The organism is Roseibium aggregatum IAM 12614 (assembly GCF_000168975.1).
Classification (GTDB): domain Bacteria; phylum Pseudomonadota; class Alphaproteobacteria; order Rhizobiales; family Stappiaceae; genus Roseibium; species Roseibium aggregatum.
The window spans coordinates 209,142-227,548 of the sequence record NZ_AAUW01000001.1 but is presented as its reverse complement, the minus strand read 5'-3'; the positions used below and the strand labels follow the sequence as shown (position 1 = coordinate 227,548).

15 protein-coding genes are annotated in these 18,407 nt (G+C 61.1%); 7 read left to right on the top strand and 8 right to left on the bottom strand.

All coding sequences use genetic code 11. The features are described from left to right. Positions 1 to 8: 8 nt before the first annotated feature. The 3 genes from SIAM614_RS01035 to SIAM614_RS01025 all read right to left on the bottom strand — a co-directional run bounded on the left by SIAM614_RS01035 (position 9) and on the right by SIAM614_RS01025 (position 3,114). Positions 9 to 1,211: an ABC transporter substrate-binding protein gene (locus tag SIAM614_RS01035; RefSeq protein WP_006931359.1), complete on the bottom strand. Its 1,203-nt coding sequence runs from the start codon at positions 1,209 to 1,211 to the stop codon at positions 9 to 11. A gap of 74 nt (positions 1,212 to 1,285) precedes the next feature. After that, entirely contained in the window at positions 1,286 to 2,374 is a 1,089-nt protein-coding gene (locus tag SIAM614_RS01030) for a cupin domain-containing protein (protein WP_006931358.1), read from the bottom strand. Positions 2,375 to 2,406: 32 nt separating this feature from the next. Further along, positions 2,407 to 3,114: a GntR family transcriptional regulator gene (locus SIAM614_RS01025; protein ID WP_208983866.1), complete on the bottom strand. Its 708-nt coding sequence runs from the start codon at positions 3,112 to 3,114 to the stop codon at positions 2,407 to 2,409. Positions 3,115 to 3,357: 243 nt separating this feature from the next. Between SIAM614_RS01025 and SIAM614_RS01020 the strand changes: the two genes are divergently transcribed. Then, entirely contained in the window at positions 3,358 to 4,491 is a 1,134-nt protein-coding gene (locus SIAM614_RS01020; RefSeq protein ID WP_006931356.1) for an aminotransferase class V-fold PLP-dependent enzyme, read from the top strand. A 366-nt stretch (positions 4,492 to 4,857) separates the two neighbouring features. Here the strand turns inward: SIAM614_RS01020 and SIAM614_RS01015 are convergent, their stop codons facing one another. Genes SIAM614_RS01015 through SIAM614_RS00995 form a run of 5 tightly spaced genes read right to left on the bottom strand, consistent with a single transcriptional unit; the run spans position 4,858 to position 11,432 of the window. Further along, positions 4,858 to 6,408, bottom strand: coding sequence for an indolepyruvate oxidoreductase subunit beta family protein (locus SIAM614_RS01015; RefSeq protein WP_040438703.1), 1,551 nt, complete (start codon positions 6,406 to 6,408; stop codon positions 4,858 to 4,860). Further along, complete coding sequence (locus SIAM614_RS01010; protein ID WP_006931353.1) at positions 6,408 to 8,558, bottom strand: thiamine pyrophosphate-dependent enzyme; 2,151 nt, start codon at positions 8,556 to 8,558, stop codon at positions 6,408 to 6,410. Before SIAM614_RS01010 ends, SIAM614_RS01015 begins: the two co-directional genes overlap by 1 nt. 23 nt (positions 8,559 to 8,581) lie before the next feature. Further along, positions 8,582 to 9,076, bottom strand: a complete 495-nt coding sequence (locus tag SIAM614_RS01005) for a MarR family winged helix-turn-helix transcriptional regulator (protein WP_006931352.1) — start codon at positions 9,074 to 9,076, stop codon at positions 8,582 to 8,584. Further along, positions 9,073 to 10,629, bottom strand: a complete 1,557-nt coding sequence (locus SIAM614_RS01000) for a phytoene desaturase family protein (protein WP_006931351.1) — start codon at positions 10,627 to 10,629, stop codon at positions 9,073 to 9,075. Before SIAM614_RS01000 ends, SIAM614_RS01005 begins: the two co-directional genes overlap by 4 nt. Before the next feature lie 11 nt (positions 10,630 to 10,640). Further along, on the bottom strand, positions 10,641 to 11,432 hold the full coding sequence (locus SIAM614_RS00995; protein WP_006931350.1) for a cyclase family protein: 792 nt from the start codon (positions 11,430 to 11,432) through the stop codon (positions 10,641 to 10,643). Positions 11,433 to 11,552: 120 nt separating this feature from the next. On the opposite strand from SIAM614_RS00995, the gene SIAM614_RS00990 reads away from it, so the two are divergent. The 6 genes from SIAM614_RS00990 to SIAM614_RS00965 all read left to right on the top strand — a co-directional run bounded on the left by SIAM614_RS00990 (position 11,553) and on the right by SIAM614_RS00965 (position 18,322). Further along, positions 11,553 to 13,112: a phytoene desaturase family protein gene (locus SIAM614_RS00990; protein WP_006931349.1), complete on the top strand. Its 1,560-nt coding sequence runs from the start codon at positions 11,553 to 11,555 to the stop codon at positions 13,110 to 13,112. Positions 13,113 to 13,164: 52 nt separating this feature from the next. Then, entirely contained in the window at positions 13,165 to 14,691 is a 1,527-nt protein-coding gene (locus SIAM614_RS00985; RefSeq protein WP_006931348.1) for an ABC transporter substrate-binding protein, read from the top strand. A gap of 101 nt (positions 14,692 to 14,792) precedes the next feature. Further along, positions 14,793 to 15,803: an ABC transporter permease gene (locus SIAM614_RS00980; protein WP_006931345.1), complete on the top strand. Its 1,011-nt coding sequence runs from the start codon at positions 14,793 to 14,795 to the stop codon at positions 15,801 to 15,803. Continuing rightward, positions 15,796 to 16,647, top strand: coding sequence for an ABC transporter permease (locus tag SIAM614_RS00975; RefSeq protein WP_006931343.1), 852 nt, complete (start codon positions 15,796 to 15,798; stop codon positions 16,645 to 16,647). Before SIAM614_RS00980 ends, SIAM614_RS00975 begins: the two co-directional genes overlap by 8 nt. Then, positions 16,644 to 17,522, top strand: coding sequence for an ABC transporter ATP-binding protein (locus SIAM614_RS00970; RefSeq protein WP_006931342.1), 879 nt, complete (start codon positions 16,644 to 16,646; stop codon positions 17,520 to 17,522). Before SIAM614_RS00975 ends, SIAM614_RS00970 begins: the two co-directional genes overlap by 4 nt. Next, entirely contained in the window at positions 17,519 to 18,322 is an 804-nt protein-coding gene (locus tag SIAM614_RS00965; RefSeq protein WP_006931341.1) for an ATP-binding cassette domain-containing protein, read from the top strand. The genes SIAM614_RS00970 and SIAM614_RS00965 overlap by 4 nt, the downstream gene beginning before the upstream one ends. Positions 18,323 to 18,407 lie beyond the last annotated feature (85 nt).

Here is an 18,407-nt window from a genome sequence, read left to right as displayed (position 1 = left end):
TGATCGGCTTATTCAACAATTTCGACTTGCTTGTAGCCGTCGCCGTCGACGACGAACTTGCCGATATAACCGCCGACATCGCCATTTTCATCGAACTCCGCAGAGCCGCTGGCGCCTTCATAGTCGATGTCCTTGCCTTCCTTGATGAGCGCAATTGCCTTCGCCCATTCGCCCGGCCCGACTTTCTCCCCCGGAGCCATGGCGACTTCCTTCAGGGCTTCGGCGATCTTGGCGCGGTCGGTCGAACCGGCCTTTTCAATCGCCAGCAGGGCCAGGAAGGTAGCGTCATAGGTCTGGTCGACAAAAGCCTTGTCGGCACCTTCGCCGTACGCAGCGTTGAAGGCATCATGCAACGCCTTCTGGGCCGGGTTTTCGGCCGGAGACGTCGGGGAAGAGAAGAACGAGGTCTTCAGAGCATCAGCACCAACGTTCTGGATCAGCAGTTCGTCGCGAAGACCATCGGTGCCGACGAATTTGGTGAAGAGACCACCTTCAATGGCCTGACGGACGATCTTGCCGCCGCTGTCGCCAGCATAGGCGATCACGACCAACGCTTCGGCATCCCCCTTGGCCAGGCTTGCAAGTTCGGACCGGTAGGAATCTTTCTTTTCTTCGTGCTTTGCCTCGGCGACGATCTCGCCGCCGGCTTCGGTGTAGGCGTCGATGAAGGTTTCGCCAATGCCGACGCCATAGTCGTTGTTGACGTAGGTCAGCGCGACTTTCTTGATGCCTTCGTCCATCACCATCTTGGCGAGGATCTCACCCTGATAGTTGTCGGAGGGCACGATGCGGAATACCAGGCCGTTGTCTTCCAGGAAGGTCATGGCCGGCGACGTCGCGGTCGGCGAGATCTGCGGCACGCCCGCCGGAATGATCGCGGCTTCAGCCGCGGCAATGGTGGTGCCGGACATGAGCGAGCCCATGATGATCGGCACGTTTTCAACGTTCACGAGTTTCTGGGCAGCGTCGACCGCGCCCTGGGCGGTGCCGGTGGTGTCGCCATAGACTGCAACAGCAGAGCCACCAAGCAGGCCGCCCTGTTCGTTCACCTGCTTGACGGCGAGATCAGCCGCGTTCTGAAGCGGTGGAATGAAATTGGCGATCGGACCCGTGATGTCCATCAGAATGCCGATTTTCGTGTCGTCCGCCAATGCGGCGGTTCCTGAGCCGAGCAATGCTGCCGCGGCCATAAATGTCGTCAACTTTTTCATACTGTCATCCCCTCATTGCTTGACCTTGAAATCCTGCACAGCCTGTTCTTTCCTCCACGACAGGCTTTGTCTTTTTAATCGCGCAGAACTTCCGTTTCGAACCGACCCGGCAAGCTGACTTCCAGCAGCTCCAGGTCGGCAGTTGCATCCGCGTATCGCGTCGCCATATGCGGCGGGATTACGAAGGCGTCTCCGGCAGACAGGCGGTAAGGATCTTTGCCTTCGCCCTCCAGGGTCATTTCGCCTGCCAGCACAAAGTTGAATAGAATATCGCAGTCATGGCGTGTCCAGGGAGAGGCCTCCCCGGCCGGACGTGCCACCATAACAGATGCCACACCTCTGGTGTTGTCACAGATGGTGGTGTCGCGCGCTTCAAAACCCGGGATGCGGAACGGCCGGAAGGTGCCGTCTTTTGCCAGGCTGTGCACGAACTTCTGGCCCTGCCACTCGCGGTCCGGCCGCTCATGGGGTGTCGGCAGGGTCATCTCGTGGTCGATCTCGGTAATGTGCTCGGCGGGAACGCCGATCTCGACCACTTCGATGCCTTCGGCTGCATGCATCACCCGGTGGCGGATTTCCGGCGGCTGGATGAAGCAGTCACCTGCCCTCAGGCGGCGCATGCCGCCCTGGTCTTCGTACAGAACGTCAACCCAGCCGTGCACGCAGAAGATGAGCTGAAAACCGACCTTGTGGAAATGGACCATGTCCGGCACCGGCCCGTCCGGCACCCGGATATGCGAGGCGATCATCGCGCCGCCAAGCCGCGTGGGCACCAGATCACGATAGGACATGCCGGCCCGTCCGATCACCCAGGGGGCCTGGTCGGCCAGGCGGCGCACCACGAAGGCGTGCTCGGTCTGTGGCAGAACCAGCGGCGGATTGAGTTCATCGATCTCGACGCGCGTACCGCCCGGAGACACCAGAAGACGCTCGCCATCCGCGAATTCATCCGGATTATCGGTGAGGATGCGCAGCGTGCCTGGCGCTTCGCTTGCGCCCTTTTCCACCCGCACGCGCAGGCCGTGCCCCGAGAACACGGCGATTTCCGGATTATCGGCCGGATAGATCATATCCAGCCGCATGTTCAGCGTCTTGGTGAAGAACGGCAGATCCTTGGCAAGGTCCTGGGTCGGTAGTCTGACTTCGGCGCGGGTTTCGCTCATATCCTGTCCATCGCTCCTGTTGCTTCTGCGCGTCAACCTGCCTGCGCGGATGATGTTGCGGTCTGATTGTGGGCCTCTTCGTGCGCCTGGAGGTAGGCCGCCTCCCCTTCGAAGACGAACCGCAGGATCCTGTCGCCGGCGGCCACCGCATCCCGGCGGCAGAAGGCCTGGTAAAGCTGGGTGTTGCCCGCAACGATCAACGGGTGATTTGCCTGGTCGGCAAAGGTCATCAGGCGCACGGCCTGAACCTGGGTCATGTAGCGTTGCAGCGCCTTGCGCAGCGAAACATTGGGAACGGCGGCGATCCAGCTGTTGCGGAATATCTCGCAGGCCCGATGTAACCGTTCGATATCTCCCGCCGCCATGGCAGCGTGCGCTTCAGCCTGGATGTCGTCCAGTGCCTTCAGCTCTTCGTCCGACAGGTTGAGCGCAGCCATGGCCGCAGCGCGCGGCTCCAGCAGGCGGCGAAGGTCGAAGATTTCCAGAATTTCCTGATGATCGAGCCGTGGCAGCATGAAGCCGCGTGTAGTCGGCTCCAGATAACCTTCATGGGCAAGGCGCATCAAGGCGTCGCGTGCCGGCATGCGGGAAACACCGAACTCGGCTGCAACGGCCGTATCGACAAGTCGGACATCCTGTCCAAGCTCGCCGCGCTGGATGCGCCCCATGAGCAGGTCGTGGATCTGACCGCTGGTGCTTTGCGCGACTGATGAGTTGGCGGATGACTTTCCTGCTGTCACCGGCAAGCTCCCCTTGTCACGAACGCCGTTCCCACGACAAAATCGTATACAGAACAATTCAAGCCAAAATGGATCATTCGTTTATTCAACCCATTTCCAGACACTTGAAAAGTCCTTTAAGCTTGAACTATCTCAAAAACTGTATACGAATATTCCCGTAACGGTCAATAGCGTGTTTGATGCAGGAACCGATCTGTTTCAGCGCCCCGATTGACCGACGGACACGAGTTTTCGGGGGACCGCATGACGACCAGGGAAGACGGCTACTTCCTCTATCATTCCATCGGCCAGTATCCCGGCAAGGAAGCCGGATTAAGCGCCGCAATGGCGGAGCTGGCTTCCGTCTGGAGCGCCCCCAACGATCAGCAGTGGGCTTATCTGCTCGGCAAACGCGGAGAGTTCATCGATTACTGGCGCGCGATCATCGGTGCGCCCCCCGGAACGGCCACGACTTGCGAGAACGTCACCCAGGGCGTTGACATGGTGATGCGCTCCCTGCCGGACGGCTTGCTGCGCGGCCGCAAGGTTCTCGTTGCTGCGGACTGTTTCCCTTCGAACCATTTTCTGCTGACCCGTCTGCAGGAAAGGCTCGGGTTCGAGCTGGTGACCGTCCGGGCCCGTCAAGGAGCGAATTTCGTTTCCGACGAAGACATGATCGCCGAATGGGACCGCGATGTCGCGCTCTGCCTGATTACCTGGATCAGCTCGACCACGTCCCGGCGCTCGAATCTCGAAAGCCTCGTTGCCCATGGCCGTTCGATGGGCAGCATCATCGGCGTGGACATCACCCAGGGTGCTGGCCTGCTGCCTTTTTCTGTCGATGCCCCGAATGTGGATTTTGTCGTCTCGACCAGCCTCAAATGGATGTGCGGCACGCCTGGCGCCGGTATCCTCTACGTTCATCCGGACCTGATCCGCGATTGCAGGCCGGAGCTGTGTGGCTGGTTCAGTCAGGACAACCCGTTCAACTGGGATATCGACGCTTTCGAATATGCGCCGGACATTCGCCGGTTCGACAACGGCACGCCGTCGATCATGCCTGCAGCCGCCTCCGTGCCTGCCCTCAAGTGGCATGCGAGCGCCGACAGGGATGCGATCCTGCGCAGCAACAGGCATCTTTGCAGCATTCTCATAGATGGCGCGGATGCGCTCGGCCTGAAACTTCTCACACCCCGGGCGGAAGAAGACCGTGGCGGTAGCCTGATGTTCGGCCTTGACTCAGCCGATCAGGCAAAACTGGTTCTGAACCAGTTGCGTGACGCTGGTTTTTCCGCAGATACTCGCGACGCAACGCTCCGTCTCTCCCCTGGCATCCAGACGACGGAAGACGCCACACGCGAAGTAGTGGTGGAACTGGGGACGATGCTTCCCCGGTAACCCCGGGAGGGAGGTTCGCCAGCGGATGTGGCCCATCCTTCGAGACAGCGCTTCGCGCTTCCTCAGGATGAGGTTGGCACAAGTTAACAGGTTTACTCGGGGAACTTTCAGCCTCGCATCAACCTACCCCTCATCCTGAGGAGGCCGTGAGGCCGTCTCGAAGGATGGGCCGCAAACTCAGCAACCAAACAAACTGATCAAAAAACGGCTTACGTTTCCACTCACCTGCTTCGAAGTCATTCTCCCGAGAATCGATCTTGAAGCTCAGGTGCTCCGCATAAGAGTGAACCCCGGGTATCGCAAAGCTCACCCGGGGGCACAATCGAAGGGGAAGATCCGACACCTCAGGTCAGGACCGGACCCCACTCACACAAAGCTCTCAACAGTCTTCAGCGCCCCGTCGAGATCTGTGCCCTTCTCATCCTTGAGGGCGGCCTCGCGCAGACGGGCGACCCATTCCGGGCCGTCGTCCCTGCTTTCCACCAGCCTTGCGCCAGCCAGCACCTTGTCGAACTTCGACAGGCCCCTTGCATGGGTGTCGGAGTAGCCCTTGATGAGACGCCGGCATTTCAGAACCTCAACGGCCATGGCATAGCGGTCCGGCAGGTAGCCCGACACCATCTTGAGCCAGCTCTCCAGATGCTCCTGTTCCATCCGATGGCGCAGGGTCCGGCGGCGCCAGCCGCGCAAACCGCCCAGGAAGTAAAGCATTGCAAAGCCGCGCAGGCTGTCGGTGCGGATACGGCGGCCACGGTTGAACCAGCGGTCGATCCGTTTCATCCACGCCGGATCGCTTTCCATCTTGCGACCCATCTTCTCCGGCAGAAGGCCGACGATTTCTTCCGCGCGCGGATGAAGATAGTCGGTCAAATGCAGCAGCTTGCCGTCCTTCACCTTCATTTCCGTCTCGATGCGGTTGAATCGCTGCGGACGTGTTTTCAGATCGGCGACCCGGATGACATCGTCATAGGCCATGGCATTGGCAATGTATTTCGCGGCCTCACGGGAGAGTTCGTAATCCTTCTCCGCGCTATCCCGGCTGACGAGACCTTCCAGCCTGCTGAGATATTCCGCTCCGTAATCCGTGTCCTGAAAATCGACCACCTTGCGCAATCCGGCACGGGCCATTTCGCGAACGGGTTCCGGCAAGGCCGCGACCTTGGCTTCCAGCGAAGCCCAGGCCTTTTGCGCCATGTCCGGGCCTGCAGGCCTGACGATTTCCTGGTGAGCGGGCTTTACGGCCTCGGCCTTGGGCTCCTCACCGTTTTTCGCCAGATCGTAACCGGCAGCAAAAGCCCTCAGACTGGCTTCCACGCCCTTGCCACCCGCGCGAATGGCCTCTTCAAAGGCCTCCCGTTCGAAGGGCAAGGCACCGGAGCCAGCCAACGCCCCGAACAGGGAAGCGGAAATCACGGAGCCGACTTTGAGAGCAGCGGTATCCATATCGGCCAGCACAAGCTTCTGCGCGGCCAGTTCAGCTGCCGCCTTCACCTCTTCCGAAGACGCCATGCCGTCACCCGGCACGGTCTTTTCGGAAACCGCGAGCATGCGGTGGCTCGAAGCGATAAGCGTGGTGCGGTCCGGGGTCACGAAGCCGCGAATGATCGCCCGGCCCGCTTCCATCATTTCCGCTGCAATGATGATATCGACATCGCCTGCGGACGGGGCGAGCGAAAAGACAGGAGCGTCTACGTCCCCCGGCGCCATTTCCATATAATAAATGGTCGCACCGGTCCTCTGGGCGACACCCGCCACGCTCGTGGCCTGGCAATGATAGCCCTGCGATCTCGCCAGGCTCTCGATCCAGTTGGTCAGAACGCCGCCGCCCTGCCCGCCAACGGCGAGAATGGCAAGCTTGATGATCCCTTCGAGCGCCGGATCGGCCGGCCTGGCATCCAATGGCAATGAAAGCGACATTACGCGCCCTCCCCGGTAAAGGTCAGACGGGCACCGGCCCGCCGTGTCTGCAGCCAGGAAATGATCTTCGTCCGAAGCCCGGCATACCAGGCTTCGAAGCCGGTCGGGTTATGAACCACTTTCGCCTCAAAGAAGGATGGACACAGGATGGCCGCATCGGCGACTTCGCCGCAGTTGCCGCAACCGACACACGACTGGTCGATGTGGGCCACCGGATCGTCGCGCAGCGGATCGTCCAGCTTCTTCAGGGAGAGCGACGGACATCCGGACAGGCGGATACAGGCGTGATCGCCGGTACACACGTCCTGATCGACGCCGAACCGCGGCACCTCCACCCGTTCACCGCCTGCAATCGCCTTGTTGCGCAGGGGCTTTTCCCGGCGCTGGCGATTGAGCATGCACTCGGAGGACGCAACGATCACCTTCGGACCATCATACTCAGTGGTCAGCGCCTCGCGGATGGTCTCGCGCATCCGGGTGACATCGTAGGTCCGGTCGATCTGCCGGATCCACTTGACCCCGGCGCCTTGCAGCGCCTTGGTAATCGGATTGTTGGTCGACTTGGTCTTGTTCTTTGCCCGGCTGGAGGGAATGTCCTGCCCGCCGGTTGCCGCCGAATAATAGTTATCGACGATAATCGCGACACTGTCGGACTTGTTGAACACCATGTTGCCGATGGAGGTGCTGAGGCCGTTGTGCCAGAAGCCGCCATCGCCAATGATGGAGATCGCCCGCCTCTCGCCGCCGCCATCGAAGGCGGCGTTCGAGGCCGGTCCAAGGCCATAGCCCATGGTCGAACCGCCGATTTCGAAGGGTGGCAGGCAGGCAAAGAGGTGGCAGCCGATGTCACCGGTGATCTGATGCTGGCCGACTTCCTGCTCTACCATCTTCAAAGAGGCGAAGATCGGACGTTCCGGACAGCCGGTGCAGAAACCCGGCGGGCGGATCGGCACCGTTTTGGTGAGATCCGGCAGCTCCGGCTTGGGCGTGTTCGGCGCCAGCACCTTGCCCGGAAGAAGCTCCGGCGCATATTGGCGGACAAAGGCATCCAGGCCGTCGAGCATGATCTGGCCGGTGTATTCACCCGCACGCGGGAAGATGCCCTTGCCTTCCAGCTTTGTCGTTCGGCCTTCCTTGTAGAGCATGGCCCCGAGTTGCTGCTCGATGAATTCCGGCTGGCCTTCCTCGACCATCAGAACGGCTTCCTTGCCGGCGCAGAACTCCAGAAGCTCGGATTTCACCAGCGGATAGGTGACGTTGAGCACATGAAGCGGGATCGACGTGTTGCCGCTGATATCGGCAAGCCCGAGCCGTTGCAGCGCGCGGATGACGCTGTTGTAGATGCCGCCGAGGCAGACGATACCGACCTTGCCCTCTTCCGGTCCGAAACGTTCGTTGAGACGGTTTTCCAGAATGAACTTTTCGGCTGCCGGCCAGCGGTTGTCGATCTTGTCATGCTCGTGGGCATAGGACATGGGCGGCAGCACCACCCGCTTGAAGTCGCGCATCGGACTGGACAGCGCATCGCGCACGGAAAGCGGCGGCGGCACGTTGTCCCGGGTCTCGAACCGGCCGGTAACGTGGCAGGAGCGGATGCGGACCATCAGCATGACCGGCGAATTGCTGGCCTCCGACAGGGCGAAACCATCGCCGACGGATTTGACGATCGACGTCAGGTTGGGCCTTGGATCCAGCAGCCAGAACTGCGATTTCATGGCAAAGGCGTAGGAACGCTCCTGCATGATGGAGCTGCCTTCGCCGTAATCCTCGCCGACGATGACAAGCGCGCCGCCGTTGACGCCGGAAGACGCCAGATTGGCCAGGGCATCCGATGCCACGTTGACGCCGACCGAGCCCTTGAAGGTGACGGCGCCGCGTATCGGATAATGCACGGAGGCGGCCAGCATGGCGGCTGCGGCAGCTTCGGAGGCATTTGCCTCGAAACGAATTCCGAGTTCGCCCAGAAGATCCTCGGCGTCCGCGAGAACATCCATCAGATGGGAGATCGGCGCGCCCTGATAGCCGCCGACATAGCCGACACCGTTTTCCAGAAGCGCCTTCGTGATGGCCAGAATGCCCTCACCCGTGAAGGTGTCTCCGGTTCCCTTGCGAAGATGCTCTACCTCAGCCTTGAACGACCTTTCGGCCATCGGCCCCTCCTTACGCGATCAACTTATATCGGGTGCTTGCGCACGTTCTTCAAAATTGCCTGCAGCGTGGCGACGAAGGCCCTCTGATCCGCATCGCTGATGCCTTTGAACATCTGCCGGTAAGCGCCGGCCAGATGCGGCCAAAGCTGCTCGTGGGTGTCACGCCCCTTGGACGTCAGGTGAATACGGACGGCACGGCTGTCCTCCTTGTCGGAGACCCGGCGCACCAGACCGTCCCGCTCAAGCGCGTCCAGCGCCCGGCTCAACGTCGAGACTTCGACGACCGCATAGATGGCAAGCTCCCGGATCAGCAGACCGTCGATCACGGACAACACGGCCAGGGTTCGCATCTTCGGCGTCGTCAGGCCCAGATTGGCCATTTCCTCGCGCAGGGCGGCGTTGTAGCGGCCCATGATGCGGTTCATCAGATAGGGCGGAAAATTTTCCAGTCCGATTTCACCGAGCCGCGGCAAGCGGGCCTCTTCCAAAGTTACGTCCGTCTGATCCTCGTCGCTCATGCACCCATCCATTTCGCCAGATTGTAACCGGACCCGCCACCGAGCCCCGGCCCTGGATGGGTCGAAGCGCCGATCATGTGAAGGTTCCGGATCGGGGTGGCGCTATTAACGGAATGAGCAAAGGGGCGCCAGACAAAAAACTGATCGATGCTGCAGGCACCGCCATAAGGGTCGCCGCCGACCAGATTGATGTTGAGGTTATTCAGATCCGCCGGGGAGTAGGCCCGCCGGGCAAGCTTGATCTGATCGAAATTGCGGATATGCCGCCTGAGGATGTCTTCCAGCCGGTCGGCAAAGGCTTCACGAATTGCCTCGGTCCATTCGGTCCCGGTCTCGATCTTGCCGGCAGCGTCGCCCTTTATCGTGCGCGGGGCATCGGGGATCTGAAGCCACAGGATGCCTTTGCCTTCCGGTGCGCGCGACGGGTCAAGCCGATGGGGCTGGCCAACGCAGATCGTCGGCACTTCCGGCAACAGCCCCCGCTCGGCCTCGTTGGCGGATTTGGAAACACTGTCGATGCCGTCCGTCAGGTGGATCAGCGCCACATCTTCCAGACCTTCGGAAATCCAGTCCGGATCCCCGTCGAGAGCATAGTGAAGCTGGAAATTGCCACGGCCGTAGCGATACTTCTGCGTTTGCTCGGGAAGAGTTTCCTGTTTCAGAAGCCGCTGGTAAAGCTGTGTCGGCGTGACGGACGCAATCACCGACCGCGCCTTGATGGTTTCTCCGTCCGCCGTTTCGACACCGACCGCCTTGCCGTCCTTCACCAGAACACGTTCGACATCGACACCCGTCCGGATCTTGCCACCCTTGGCTTCAATCAGGCGTCTGAACGCTTCCGGCACGGAGCCTGAGCCCCCCTTGGCCACCGGCGCGCCGGCAGCTTCCAGCGCAAATGCGATCACCCGGCCCATCTGGCCCGAGTAGGTGCTTTCCGGCGTCAGGCCGGTATGCAGAACCCAGGGCGCCCAGAGCGCCTGCAGGGTGTCACTCTGATAGCCTCCTTCCAGCCAGCCACGTGCCGGCTGGAGACAGGTGCCTAACCAGGTTTTCAAGCCGCCAAGACCGCGTTTCCAGGCCTGGCCGAGCATCAGGCGCGCCATCTTGCCGGACCAGAGCGGGCCTCCCAGCAAGGCGAACAGAAACTCCGCATCGGCTTCGATACCGCCGACGTCGGCCGCATGCTGCTTGCCGTCTCCTGCCGCGAGGGCTTCGAAGGTGGCAACATTGGCCTCACGGTCCGTGGTCAGCTTCAGCGCCTCCCCTCCCGGCCGTAAAACGGCGGTCGGATGCGGGGTGTGGCAGAAGTCGAGGCCATGACGGCCCAGATCTTCCGCCAGTTCCGCATAGGCAGGCGATGTCAGGAAGAGGACAAAGGTGGCCGCCATGACATCGTGCCGGAACCCCGGCAGCGTGATTTCCTCGGTCCGCATGCAGCCGCCAAGGACGTCAGAGCGTTCCAGAAGCAGGACCGGCTCTCCCCGCCGCGACAGCATGGCTGCCGCGACAAGAGCGTTGATGCCGGACCCTACGATGACATGCGGAGCGGCCATCCCGGGTCGCCTCAGGCTTTGGGGACCAGAGCCAGCGCACGGATCGGACTGCCCGTGCCGCGCTCGATCTTCAGCGGCGCGGCAATCAGGATCGCGCCCTTGGCCGGCAGCTTGTCGAGATTGGCAAGCGAGGCCAGACCGAAGCAATTGTCGCGGTGCAGGAGGTTGTGCGCCGGGAACGGCGGCTCCATGCCACCTGCCTGGCCAGCATCGGTTCCGATGCACTGGCTGCCCCAACCCACGATCTTCTTGGACAGAAGATATTCAATGGCATCCGGGGTCGGTCCAGGGCTGTGCGGACCGGTTTCGTCGGCATTGAGGAACGCAGCCTCGTCGCCGGCGCGCTTGTCCCAGTCGGTGCGCATTACCACCCACTCGCCGGCACCGATCTCACCGTGCTCGGCTTCCCAGGCCTTGATCAAATCCGCAGTCAGCAGAAAATCAGGATCTGCCGCGCTCTCCTTGGAGCAGTCGATCACATTGACCGGCGCAATCAGACGCTGGACGTCCAGGGTGTCGGTAAAGCCGTCGCTGTAGTCTTTCCCGGTGATCCAGTGGTGCGGCGCATCGAAGTGCGTGCCGGAATGTTCCCCCAGAACCATCCAGTTCCAGGCGAAGAACGGACCGTCGGAATCATACTCGCTGATCTTGTGGATCTCGACCTTCGGCGTATTCTTTGCAAAATCAGGCGGAAGCTGCAGGATCGGCGTATTCGGACCCAGAACGCCCGTGCAATCCACCACTTCCACTTCTCCGGACAGGAGTTTTGCTCCAAGCCCGCTGAGCGCGCTCTGTGCAGACATATTCGTTCCCTCTGTACCTCTGTGGCCTGTCGGCTCGTTATCACAATTCAATGCTAGACAGATTTATTTGTATTTGCAATTATCTTCTTCGAACGATGGAGGGGATTAATCGTGACAGAGATGTTGGACGGCGTCATTATCGGCAGCGGGCATAACAGCCTCGCCTGCGCTGTTCATCTTGCCGCTCAGGGCTGGAAGATAGGTGTCTTCGAACGTGCGGCAGAGCCTGGCGGCGCGGTCAAAACCGGTGAATACACGCTTCCGGGCTACCGCCATGACTGGGCGGCCATGAACCTTTCCCTGTTCGCGGGTTCGGCTTTCTTCAAGAAATATGCCGAAGAACTGGGCGGTCACGGTCTTGCATTCGCTCCTGCATCCGATTGTTTCTCTTCCGTTTTTCCGGACGGCACCTGGCTTGGGGTCAGCAACGACCTGGAAACGACCGCTTCGCGAATCGAAAAAGTCAGCCCGGAAGACGCTCATGTCTGGCGCACGCTGACGTCGGAATTCCCCGGCCGTGCGGAGACCTTGTTCTCCCTTCTGGGCAGCCCGGCAAAAAAACGTGCATTTGCATATATATTATTCAAGCAGTGGCGGAAGAGCGGTGCGGACGGCGTGCTGGACCTTGGCCGTTTCCTGCTCTCCGCCCCACGCGACTGGCTGAACGCGACATTCACTTCACCCAAGGTGCGCGCGCTTCTTGCCGCCTGGGGCATGCATCTTGATTTTGCACCCGACATTTCAGGTGGCGCCCTGTTTCCCTATCTGGAAGGCATGACCAACCAGGCCTTCGGCATGGTGCTGGGTCAGGGCGGCGCGGATACGATCGTCAAGGCCATGGTCTCGCAGATCGAGGCGAGCGGCGGATCGGTGACCTGCAATGCCGAAGTAACGCGCGTGATTGTCGAAAACGGACAGGCACGCGGCATCGAACTCAGCGACGGGCGGCAGATCATGGCTCGCAAGGCTGTTATTGCCAACGTTGCCCCGTCAGCCCTTTTGAGACTCGCGGGCGAGACGGGCGACAAGCGCTATGATCTCGGACTGAAGACATTCGTCCATGCACCCGGCACGATGATGATCCATCTGGCGATGGACGCCCTGCCCGACTGGAGCGCAGGCGAAGAGCTGAAAAAATTCGCTTACGTGCACATGGCTCCGGATCTAGACCAGATGGCGCGCACCTATGCCCAGGCGCGCGCCGGCCTGCTGCCGGATGAACCTGTGATCGTCTGCGGCCAGCCAACCGTCGTCGATCCGAGCCGGGCACCTGAGGGCAAGCACGTGCTCTGGCTTCAGGTGCGCATGGCACCTGGAACGATCAAGGGGGATGCCGCCGGCAAGATTACCGCCACGGACTGGAGCGAAGCGGCGGAGCCTTTTGCCGAACGCGCCCTCGACATCCTGGAACGTTATGCCCCCGGCACGAGAGCCAAGATCCTCGGCCGCCATATCGTATCGCCCGCCCTGCTGGAGGCGGTCAATCCCAACCTGGTCGGAGGAGACCAGGTCTGCGGGAGCCATCACCTGACCCAGCATTTCATGTTCAGGCCCGTACGCGGCTTTGCCGACGGCACGACACCGGTGGGAAACCTTTACCACACCGGTGCCGCCGTCTGGCCGGGTGCAGGCACCGGCGCGGGGCCCGGATATCTGCTCGCACAAAAACTTGCCGGATAGCGAAAAAACAGAAACGCACCGGCTCCAGAGGTAAAAATGGGGAACAGTAACAATGAAAGTTTCAAGACGCACACTGCTTAAAAGTGCGGCTGCCAGCGGACTGCTGACAGCCGTCGGAACACCTGCCTTTGCCAGCGATATCGAAGAACTGGTGATCGCCTACAACGTCAACCTGCCGAGCTGGGACCCGACTGTCGGTCCTTCTGCGGTCAACCCGACCATCCAGGGCATCTACCAGTCCGTGTTCGACATGTTCATTCATCAGAACACCGATCTCAGCTTTGCGCCGGGCATCATCACCGCCTGGGGCTGGAACGACGACAAGTCGAAAATCTGGATGGATGTGCGCGAGGGCGTCACCTGGCACAATGGCGATCCGCTGACCCCGGAAGACATTGTCTGGTCGCTGGAGCGCGCCGGCAATCCGGACACCGGCAACCCGATCCAGTTCATCTGGGGCAAGATCGGCAATTTCCAGATCGACGGCAACAAGATCACCGCCGACGTCAAGGAATACGAGCCGACCATCTTCAAATGGATGAGCTTCCTGACCGGCTACGTCATGCCCAAGAAATACTATGAGGAAGTCGGCGCGGACGGCTTCGAGGCCAAGCCGATCGGCACCGGGCCCTACATGGTCGACAAGTTCGAGCGCAACGCCTTCGTCCGGTTGAAAGCCAACGAAAACTACTGGGGCGGCGCACCGGAGTTCAAGACGGTCACGATCAAGTTCGTCACCGACGCCTCCAGCCGTACATTCGAAGTGATGTCCGGCAACGCCCATGTCACCCTGGAAATGCCGTACGAGGAATTCGACCGCCTGAAGGAAAACGACGGCATTGTCGGCACCTCCGCACCGATCTCCGATATCGGCATGATCTTCATCAACGATGTCGATCCGATGCTGGACGAGAACGTGCGCAAGGCCATGGCCTATTCCATCGACAAGAAGACCATCATCGAGCGTCTCCTGTCCGGCTACGGCGTGCCCATCGACACGCTGCAGACGCCCGACTACAGCGCCTATGACGCCTCTATCGCCGTTCCCTACGACCCCGACAAGGCAAAGGAACTGCTGGCGGCTTCCGGCTATGGCCCGGACAATCCGGTCAAGTTCAAGATCCAGACCACCCGCGGCTTCAAGCCAAAGGATTATGAAATTATCCAGGCCATCGTCGGCCTGTGGCGCAGGATCGGCATCGAGGCGGAAATCGAAGTCTACGAAATCGCCAAGCACTACGAACTGCGCGCGGCCGATACGCTTGCCCCGGCAGCCTTCTACAACTGGGGCAATGCCATCGGCGACCCGACCACTTCGACAGGCTTTGCCATGTTCGGCCCCTCGCCCCATTCCGTCTGGGATGGCGAAGAGCTGATGCAGAAGATCCTGCCGCTGTGGGGTGAGGCCGACGAGGACAAGCGCATTGAAGGCTGGAAGGAAGTTGACCGCTACATAGCGGACAATGCCCTGGTCATTCCGCTGCTGCAGTACGTTCAGCCGATCCTGCACAGCGACAAGGTCAAGGTCACGCCGCATGCTTCCGGCGCGCTGCTGCCTGCCTTGATGACGCGCTCCTAAAAACCGGAATATTCGAACCCGCCTTCGCCGCAACATCCTCCAAAGCTTGCTCCCGGGGTGTTGCGGCGGCTTTTTTCCGATTTTTTGGGCCAAATACTGCCATGCAAATCGTGCGCGCGCTGCTGACGCGCCTCATCACAACGCTTATCACCCTGTTCGGTGCCGCGATCATCGTTTTCGTGGTCATTCGTGTCGTTCCGGGCAACCCCATCGCCATGATGCTGCCGCCGGGGGCGAGCGAGGCCGACATAGACCGGCTGAAAGCGCTCTACGGGCTCGACAAGGGCATTTTCGAACAATTCGTGATCTGGATCTCGAATGTGGTCCAGGGCGATTTCGGCACCTCCATCACCCTGCGCCAGCCGGTCTACGACCTGGTGATCGGCCGCCTGCCCGCCACGCTGGAACTTTCGGTGATGGCGCTGCTGATCGCCGTTGTCATCGGCGGTGCGGCTGCGCTCACTGCAACGCTCTACCGCGGCTCCAAGGTGGAAGGCGGGATCGACGTTGCCGGCGGCATCGCGCTCTCCCTGCCGGATTTCCTGTGGGGGCTGGCGCTGATCCTGCTATTCGGGGTTCTGTGGCCGCTGTTTCATATTTCCGGCCGGATCTCGCCGTCGCTCGGGTTCGAGTTCAGCACCAACTTCTATCTGTTCGAAGCGCTCGCCCGCTTCCGCTTCGATGTGGTGCTCGATCTCATGGGCCACATGCTGATGCCGGCGCTTGCGCTGGCGATCCCGCTGGCAGCCATCATTTTGCAGCTCCTCAAGCAATCCCTGAAGGAATGCATGCACGACGATTACATCACCCTTGCCCGGACAAAGGGCTATGCGGAAAGCTCCATCATCCTGCGCGATGCCTTGCCGAACGCGATCCTACCGACGCTGACGCTGATCGGCGTGCAGTTCACCTTCCTCATCGGCGGCACGGTTATCATCGAGCGTCTGTTTTCCTATGAAGGTCTCGGCAACATGGCGATCGACGCTGTGATCAACCGCGATCTGCCGCTGATCCAAGGCATCGTCCTGATATTTGCCCTGCTCTTCACGATGGTCAATCTGGTGGTGGACATGGCTTATGCCGCACTGAACCCGAGGCTGCGCCATGCGTGACGCCCGTGGAAATATCCGCCGCCTGCCTGGCATCAGGCTCTGGCTCAGCGGTGGCTGGCTCACCTTCCTGGTGCTGGCAGCCATCTTCGCCCCCCTGATCAGCCCGCATGACCCGCTGGCGCAGGACCTGTTCGCCGGACGCCTGCCGCCCTTCTTCGAACAAGGTGCCGATCCGGCCTATCTCCTGGGGACCGACAGCCTCGGCCGCGACGTGCTCAGCCGCATGCTCTACGGCGCAAGGCTTGCTCTGATCGTGGCGCTGGTTGCCGGAACGCTCACCTGCCTCATTGGGGCGTCCCTCGGCCTCATCGCAGGCTACTATCGGGGCTGGGTGGATCTGGTGATCTCACGCTTCATCGATATCTGGATGGCCTTCCCGCCGGTCCTCTTCGCGATCCTGCTGATTGCGGTTCTCGGCACCGGGCTGATGTCGGTCATCATCGCCATTGTCGTCATCGACTGGACGCGTTTTGCCCGCGTGGTGCGGGCGGAGGCGATGGGACAGGGCGCGATGGACTATGTCGCCTCGGCGCAAGTTGCCGGCCGCACCCGTTTCGGCACCGCCCTCACCGAGATCCTGCCGAACGTGCTGCCGACCATCGTTGCCCTGCTGACGCTGGAAATGGGCATTGCGGTGATCGTCGAAGCGATCCTGTCCTTCGTCAACCTGTCGATTTCCACCGACCAGCCGACCTGGGGCGGCATGATCGCCGAAGGCCGCACCTCGATCTATCAGGCCTGGTGGGTCCTGGTGTTTCCTCTATTCGCACTCTTCCTGACGGTGCTGAGCTTTTCCCAGCTCGGCGAAGGCCTGAAGGACCATTTCGATCCGGTGCTGCGATGAGCTTTCTGTCCATTCAGGACCTGACGGTCCAGTTGAAGAACGGCATGCCGCTGCTCCGGCATGTCTCGCTAGATGTGGCGCCGGGTGAAGTGCGGGCCCTCGTTGGGGAAAGTGGTGCCGGCAAGAGCATGATCGGCAAGGCTGTTCTCGGCATTCTGCCCAAGGCGGCAAGGCTGACCGGCGGCAAGATCCTGCTCGACGGGGAAGACCTGCAAACGCTCTCCCAGAAGGCAAGACGGCAGCGGATTGGCGCTCGCGCGGCCCTGATACCACAGGACCCGCTCACCGCGCTCAATCCATCCCGCCGCGTCGGGCCGCAGATCACCGACAGGCTGGTGGATATTCTCGGCTGGAAACGGCCGGATGCGGAGAAGCGGGCTTTGGAGCTTCTGGAGGAAGTCCACATCCAGTCGCCCGACCGGGTGATGAAAGCCTATCCGCACGAACTTTCCGGTGGCATGCGCCAGCGCATCCTGATTGCGTCCGCCTTTGCTGCAGAACCCAAGCTGATCATCGCGGATGAGCCGACAACGGCGCTGGACGTGACCGTGCAGAAGCAGATCCTCAAGCTGATCCGCGAAATGCAGCAACGCCACGGCACCGCGCTGCTGTTCGTCACCCACGACCTGGGTGTCGTCTCGAAGATCGCCCAGTCGCTGACGGTGCTCTATGCGGGCAAGGTGATCGAGGAAACCACGGTCAAGGATTTCTTTGCCGCGCCGTCGCATGCCTATTCCAAGGCCTTGCTTGCAGCAACGCCGAAATACACGGACCCGCAGGGGTCGCTGACACCCGTGCCTGAAAGTGTGATCACAGCCGTGGAAGCCGAAGTGGCTGCTTTCGACGAACAAGCGAGGGCAGGAACCCGGCCATGAGCGAAACGATTTACGAACTGAAAGACCTGCGCGTTTCCTTTCCGGACATGTCCCGCAAGCCGCTTCTGGGGGCTGCGCCGCGCATCGACGTTCTGAAAGGGCTAACCTTCGACATTCCCAGGGGCGAAGTCCTCGGCATCGTCGGCGGATCCGGGTCGGGCAAATCCACGCTCGGCAGAGCGCTGACCCGCCTGATCGAGCCCGACAGCGGCGCGATCCTGTTTGAAGGCACCGACATCACCCATCTTCACGAGGACAGGCTGCGGCCCTTGCGCCGGCGCTTCCAGATGATCTTTCAGGACCCGATGTCGTCGCTCAACCCGCGGAGGCGGGTCGGCGGGATCATCGCCGGGCCGCTGCGCCTTCAGGGGCTCGACAATATCAAGTGCCGTGTCGATGAAGCGCTCGACATGGTTGGCCTGCCCCGGCATTTCGCGACCCGCTATCCGCACGAATTGTCGGGTGGTCAACGCCAGCGGGTCGGGATTGCAAGGGCAATCGCCCTGAAGCCCGACTTCATCCTGGCGGATGAAATCGTGTCCGGGCTCGATGTGTCGTCCCAGGCCCAGGTGCTCAACCTGCTTGAGAGCCTCGTCAAGGACCTCGGCCTGACGCTGGCGTTCATCAGCCATGACCTCTCGGTCATCCGGCGGCTGTGTACGCGCATTCTGGTGCTCTACAAGGGCGAGATCGTCGAGAACTCCGAAACCGCAGAGCTTTTCGCCAATCCGAAGGCGGAGTATACACGCACCCTGCTCGACGCGATCCCGTTGCCCGATCCTGAGCAAGCCTGGTTCTGAAGAAACAGAGCAGCGCCGGTCCGGATTTCCGGACCGGCTTGTTCCCACCTGCGAATTTCAGCCGTCCGCTCCCTTCAATTGTTCA

Coding starts and splice junctions, on each gene's coding strand:
- SIAM614_RS01035 (WP_006931359.1), bottom strand. CDS start 1,211: ATGAAAAAGTTGACGACATTTATGGCCGCGGCAGCATTGCTCGGCTCA.
- SIAM614_RS00970 (WP_006931342.1), top strand. CDS start 16,644: ATGAGCTTTCTGTCCATTCAGGACCTGACGGTCCAGTTGAAGAACGGC.
- SIAM614_RS01010 (WP_006931353.1), bottom strand. CDS start 8,558: ATGGCCGAAAGGTCGTTCAAGGCTGAGGTAGAGCATCTTCGCAAGGGA.
- SIAM614_RS00965 (WP_006931341.1), top strand. CDS start 17,519: ATGAGCGAAACGATTTACGAACTGAAAGACCTGCGCGTTTCCTTTCCG.
- SIAM614_RS01005 (WP_006931352.1), bottom strand. CDS start 9,076: ATGAGCGACGAGGATCAGACGGACGTAACTTTGGAAGAGGCCCGCTTG.
- SIAM614_RS00975 (WP_006931343.1), top strand. CDS start 15,796: ATGCGTGACGCCCGTGGAAATATCCGCCGCCTGCCTGGCATCAGGCTC.
- SIAM614_RS01020 (WP_006931356.1), top strand. CDS start 3,358: ATGACGACCAGGGAAGACGGCTACTTCCTCTATCATTCCATCGGCCAG.
- SIAM614_RS01030 (WP_006931358.1), bottom strand. CDS start 2,374: ATGAGCGAAACCCGCGCCGAAGTCAGACTACCGACCCAGGACCTTGCC.
- SIAM614_RS01015 (WP_040438703.1), bottom strand. CDS start 6,408: ATGTCGCTTTCATTGCCATTGGATGCCAGGCCGGCCGATCCGGCGCTC.
- SIAM614_RS00985 (WP_006931348.1), top strand. CDS start 13,165: ATGAAAGTTTCAAGACGCACACTGCTTAAAAGTGCGGCTGCCAGCGGA.
- SIAM614_RS00990 (WP_006931349.1), top strand. CDS start 11,553: ATGTTGGACGGCGTCATTATCGGCAGCGGGCATAACAGCCTCGCCTGC.
- SIAM614_RS00980 (WP_006931345.1), top strand. CDS start 14,793: ATGCAAATCGTGCGCGCGCTGCTGACGCGCCTCATCACAACGCTTATC.
- SIAM614_RS00995 (WP_006931350.1), bottom strand. CDS start 11,432: ATGTCTGCACAGAGCGCGCTCAGCGGGCTTGGAGCAAAACTCCTGTCC.
- SIAM614_RS01000 (WP_006931351.1), bottom strand. CDS start 10,629: ATGGCCGCTCCGCATGTCATCGTAGGGTCCGGCATCAACGCTCTTGTC.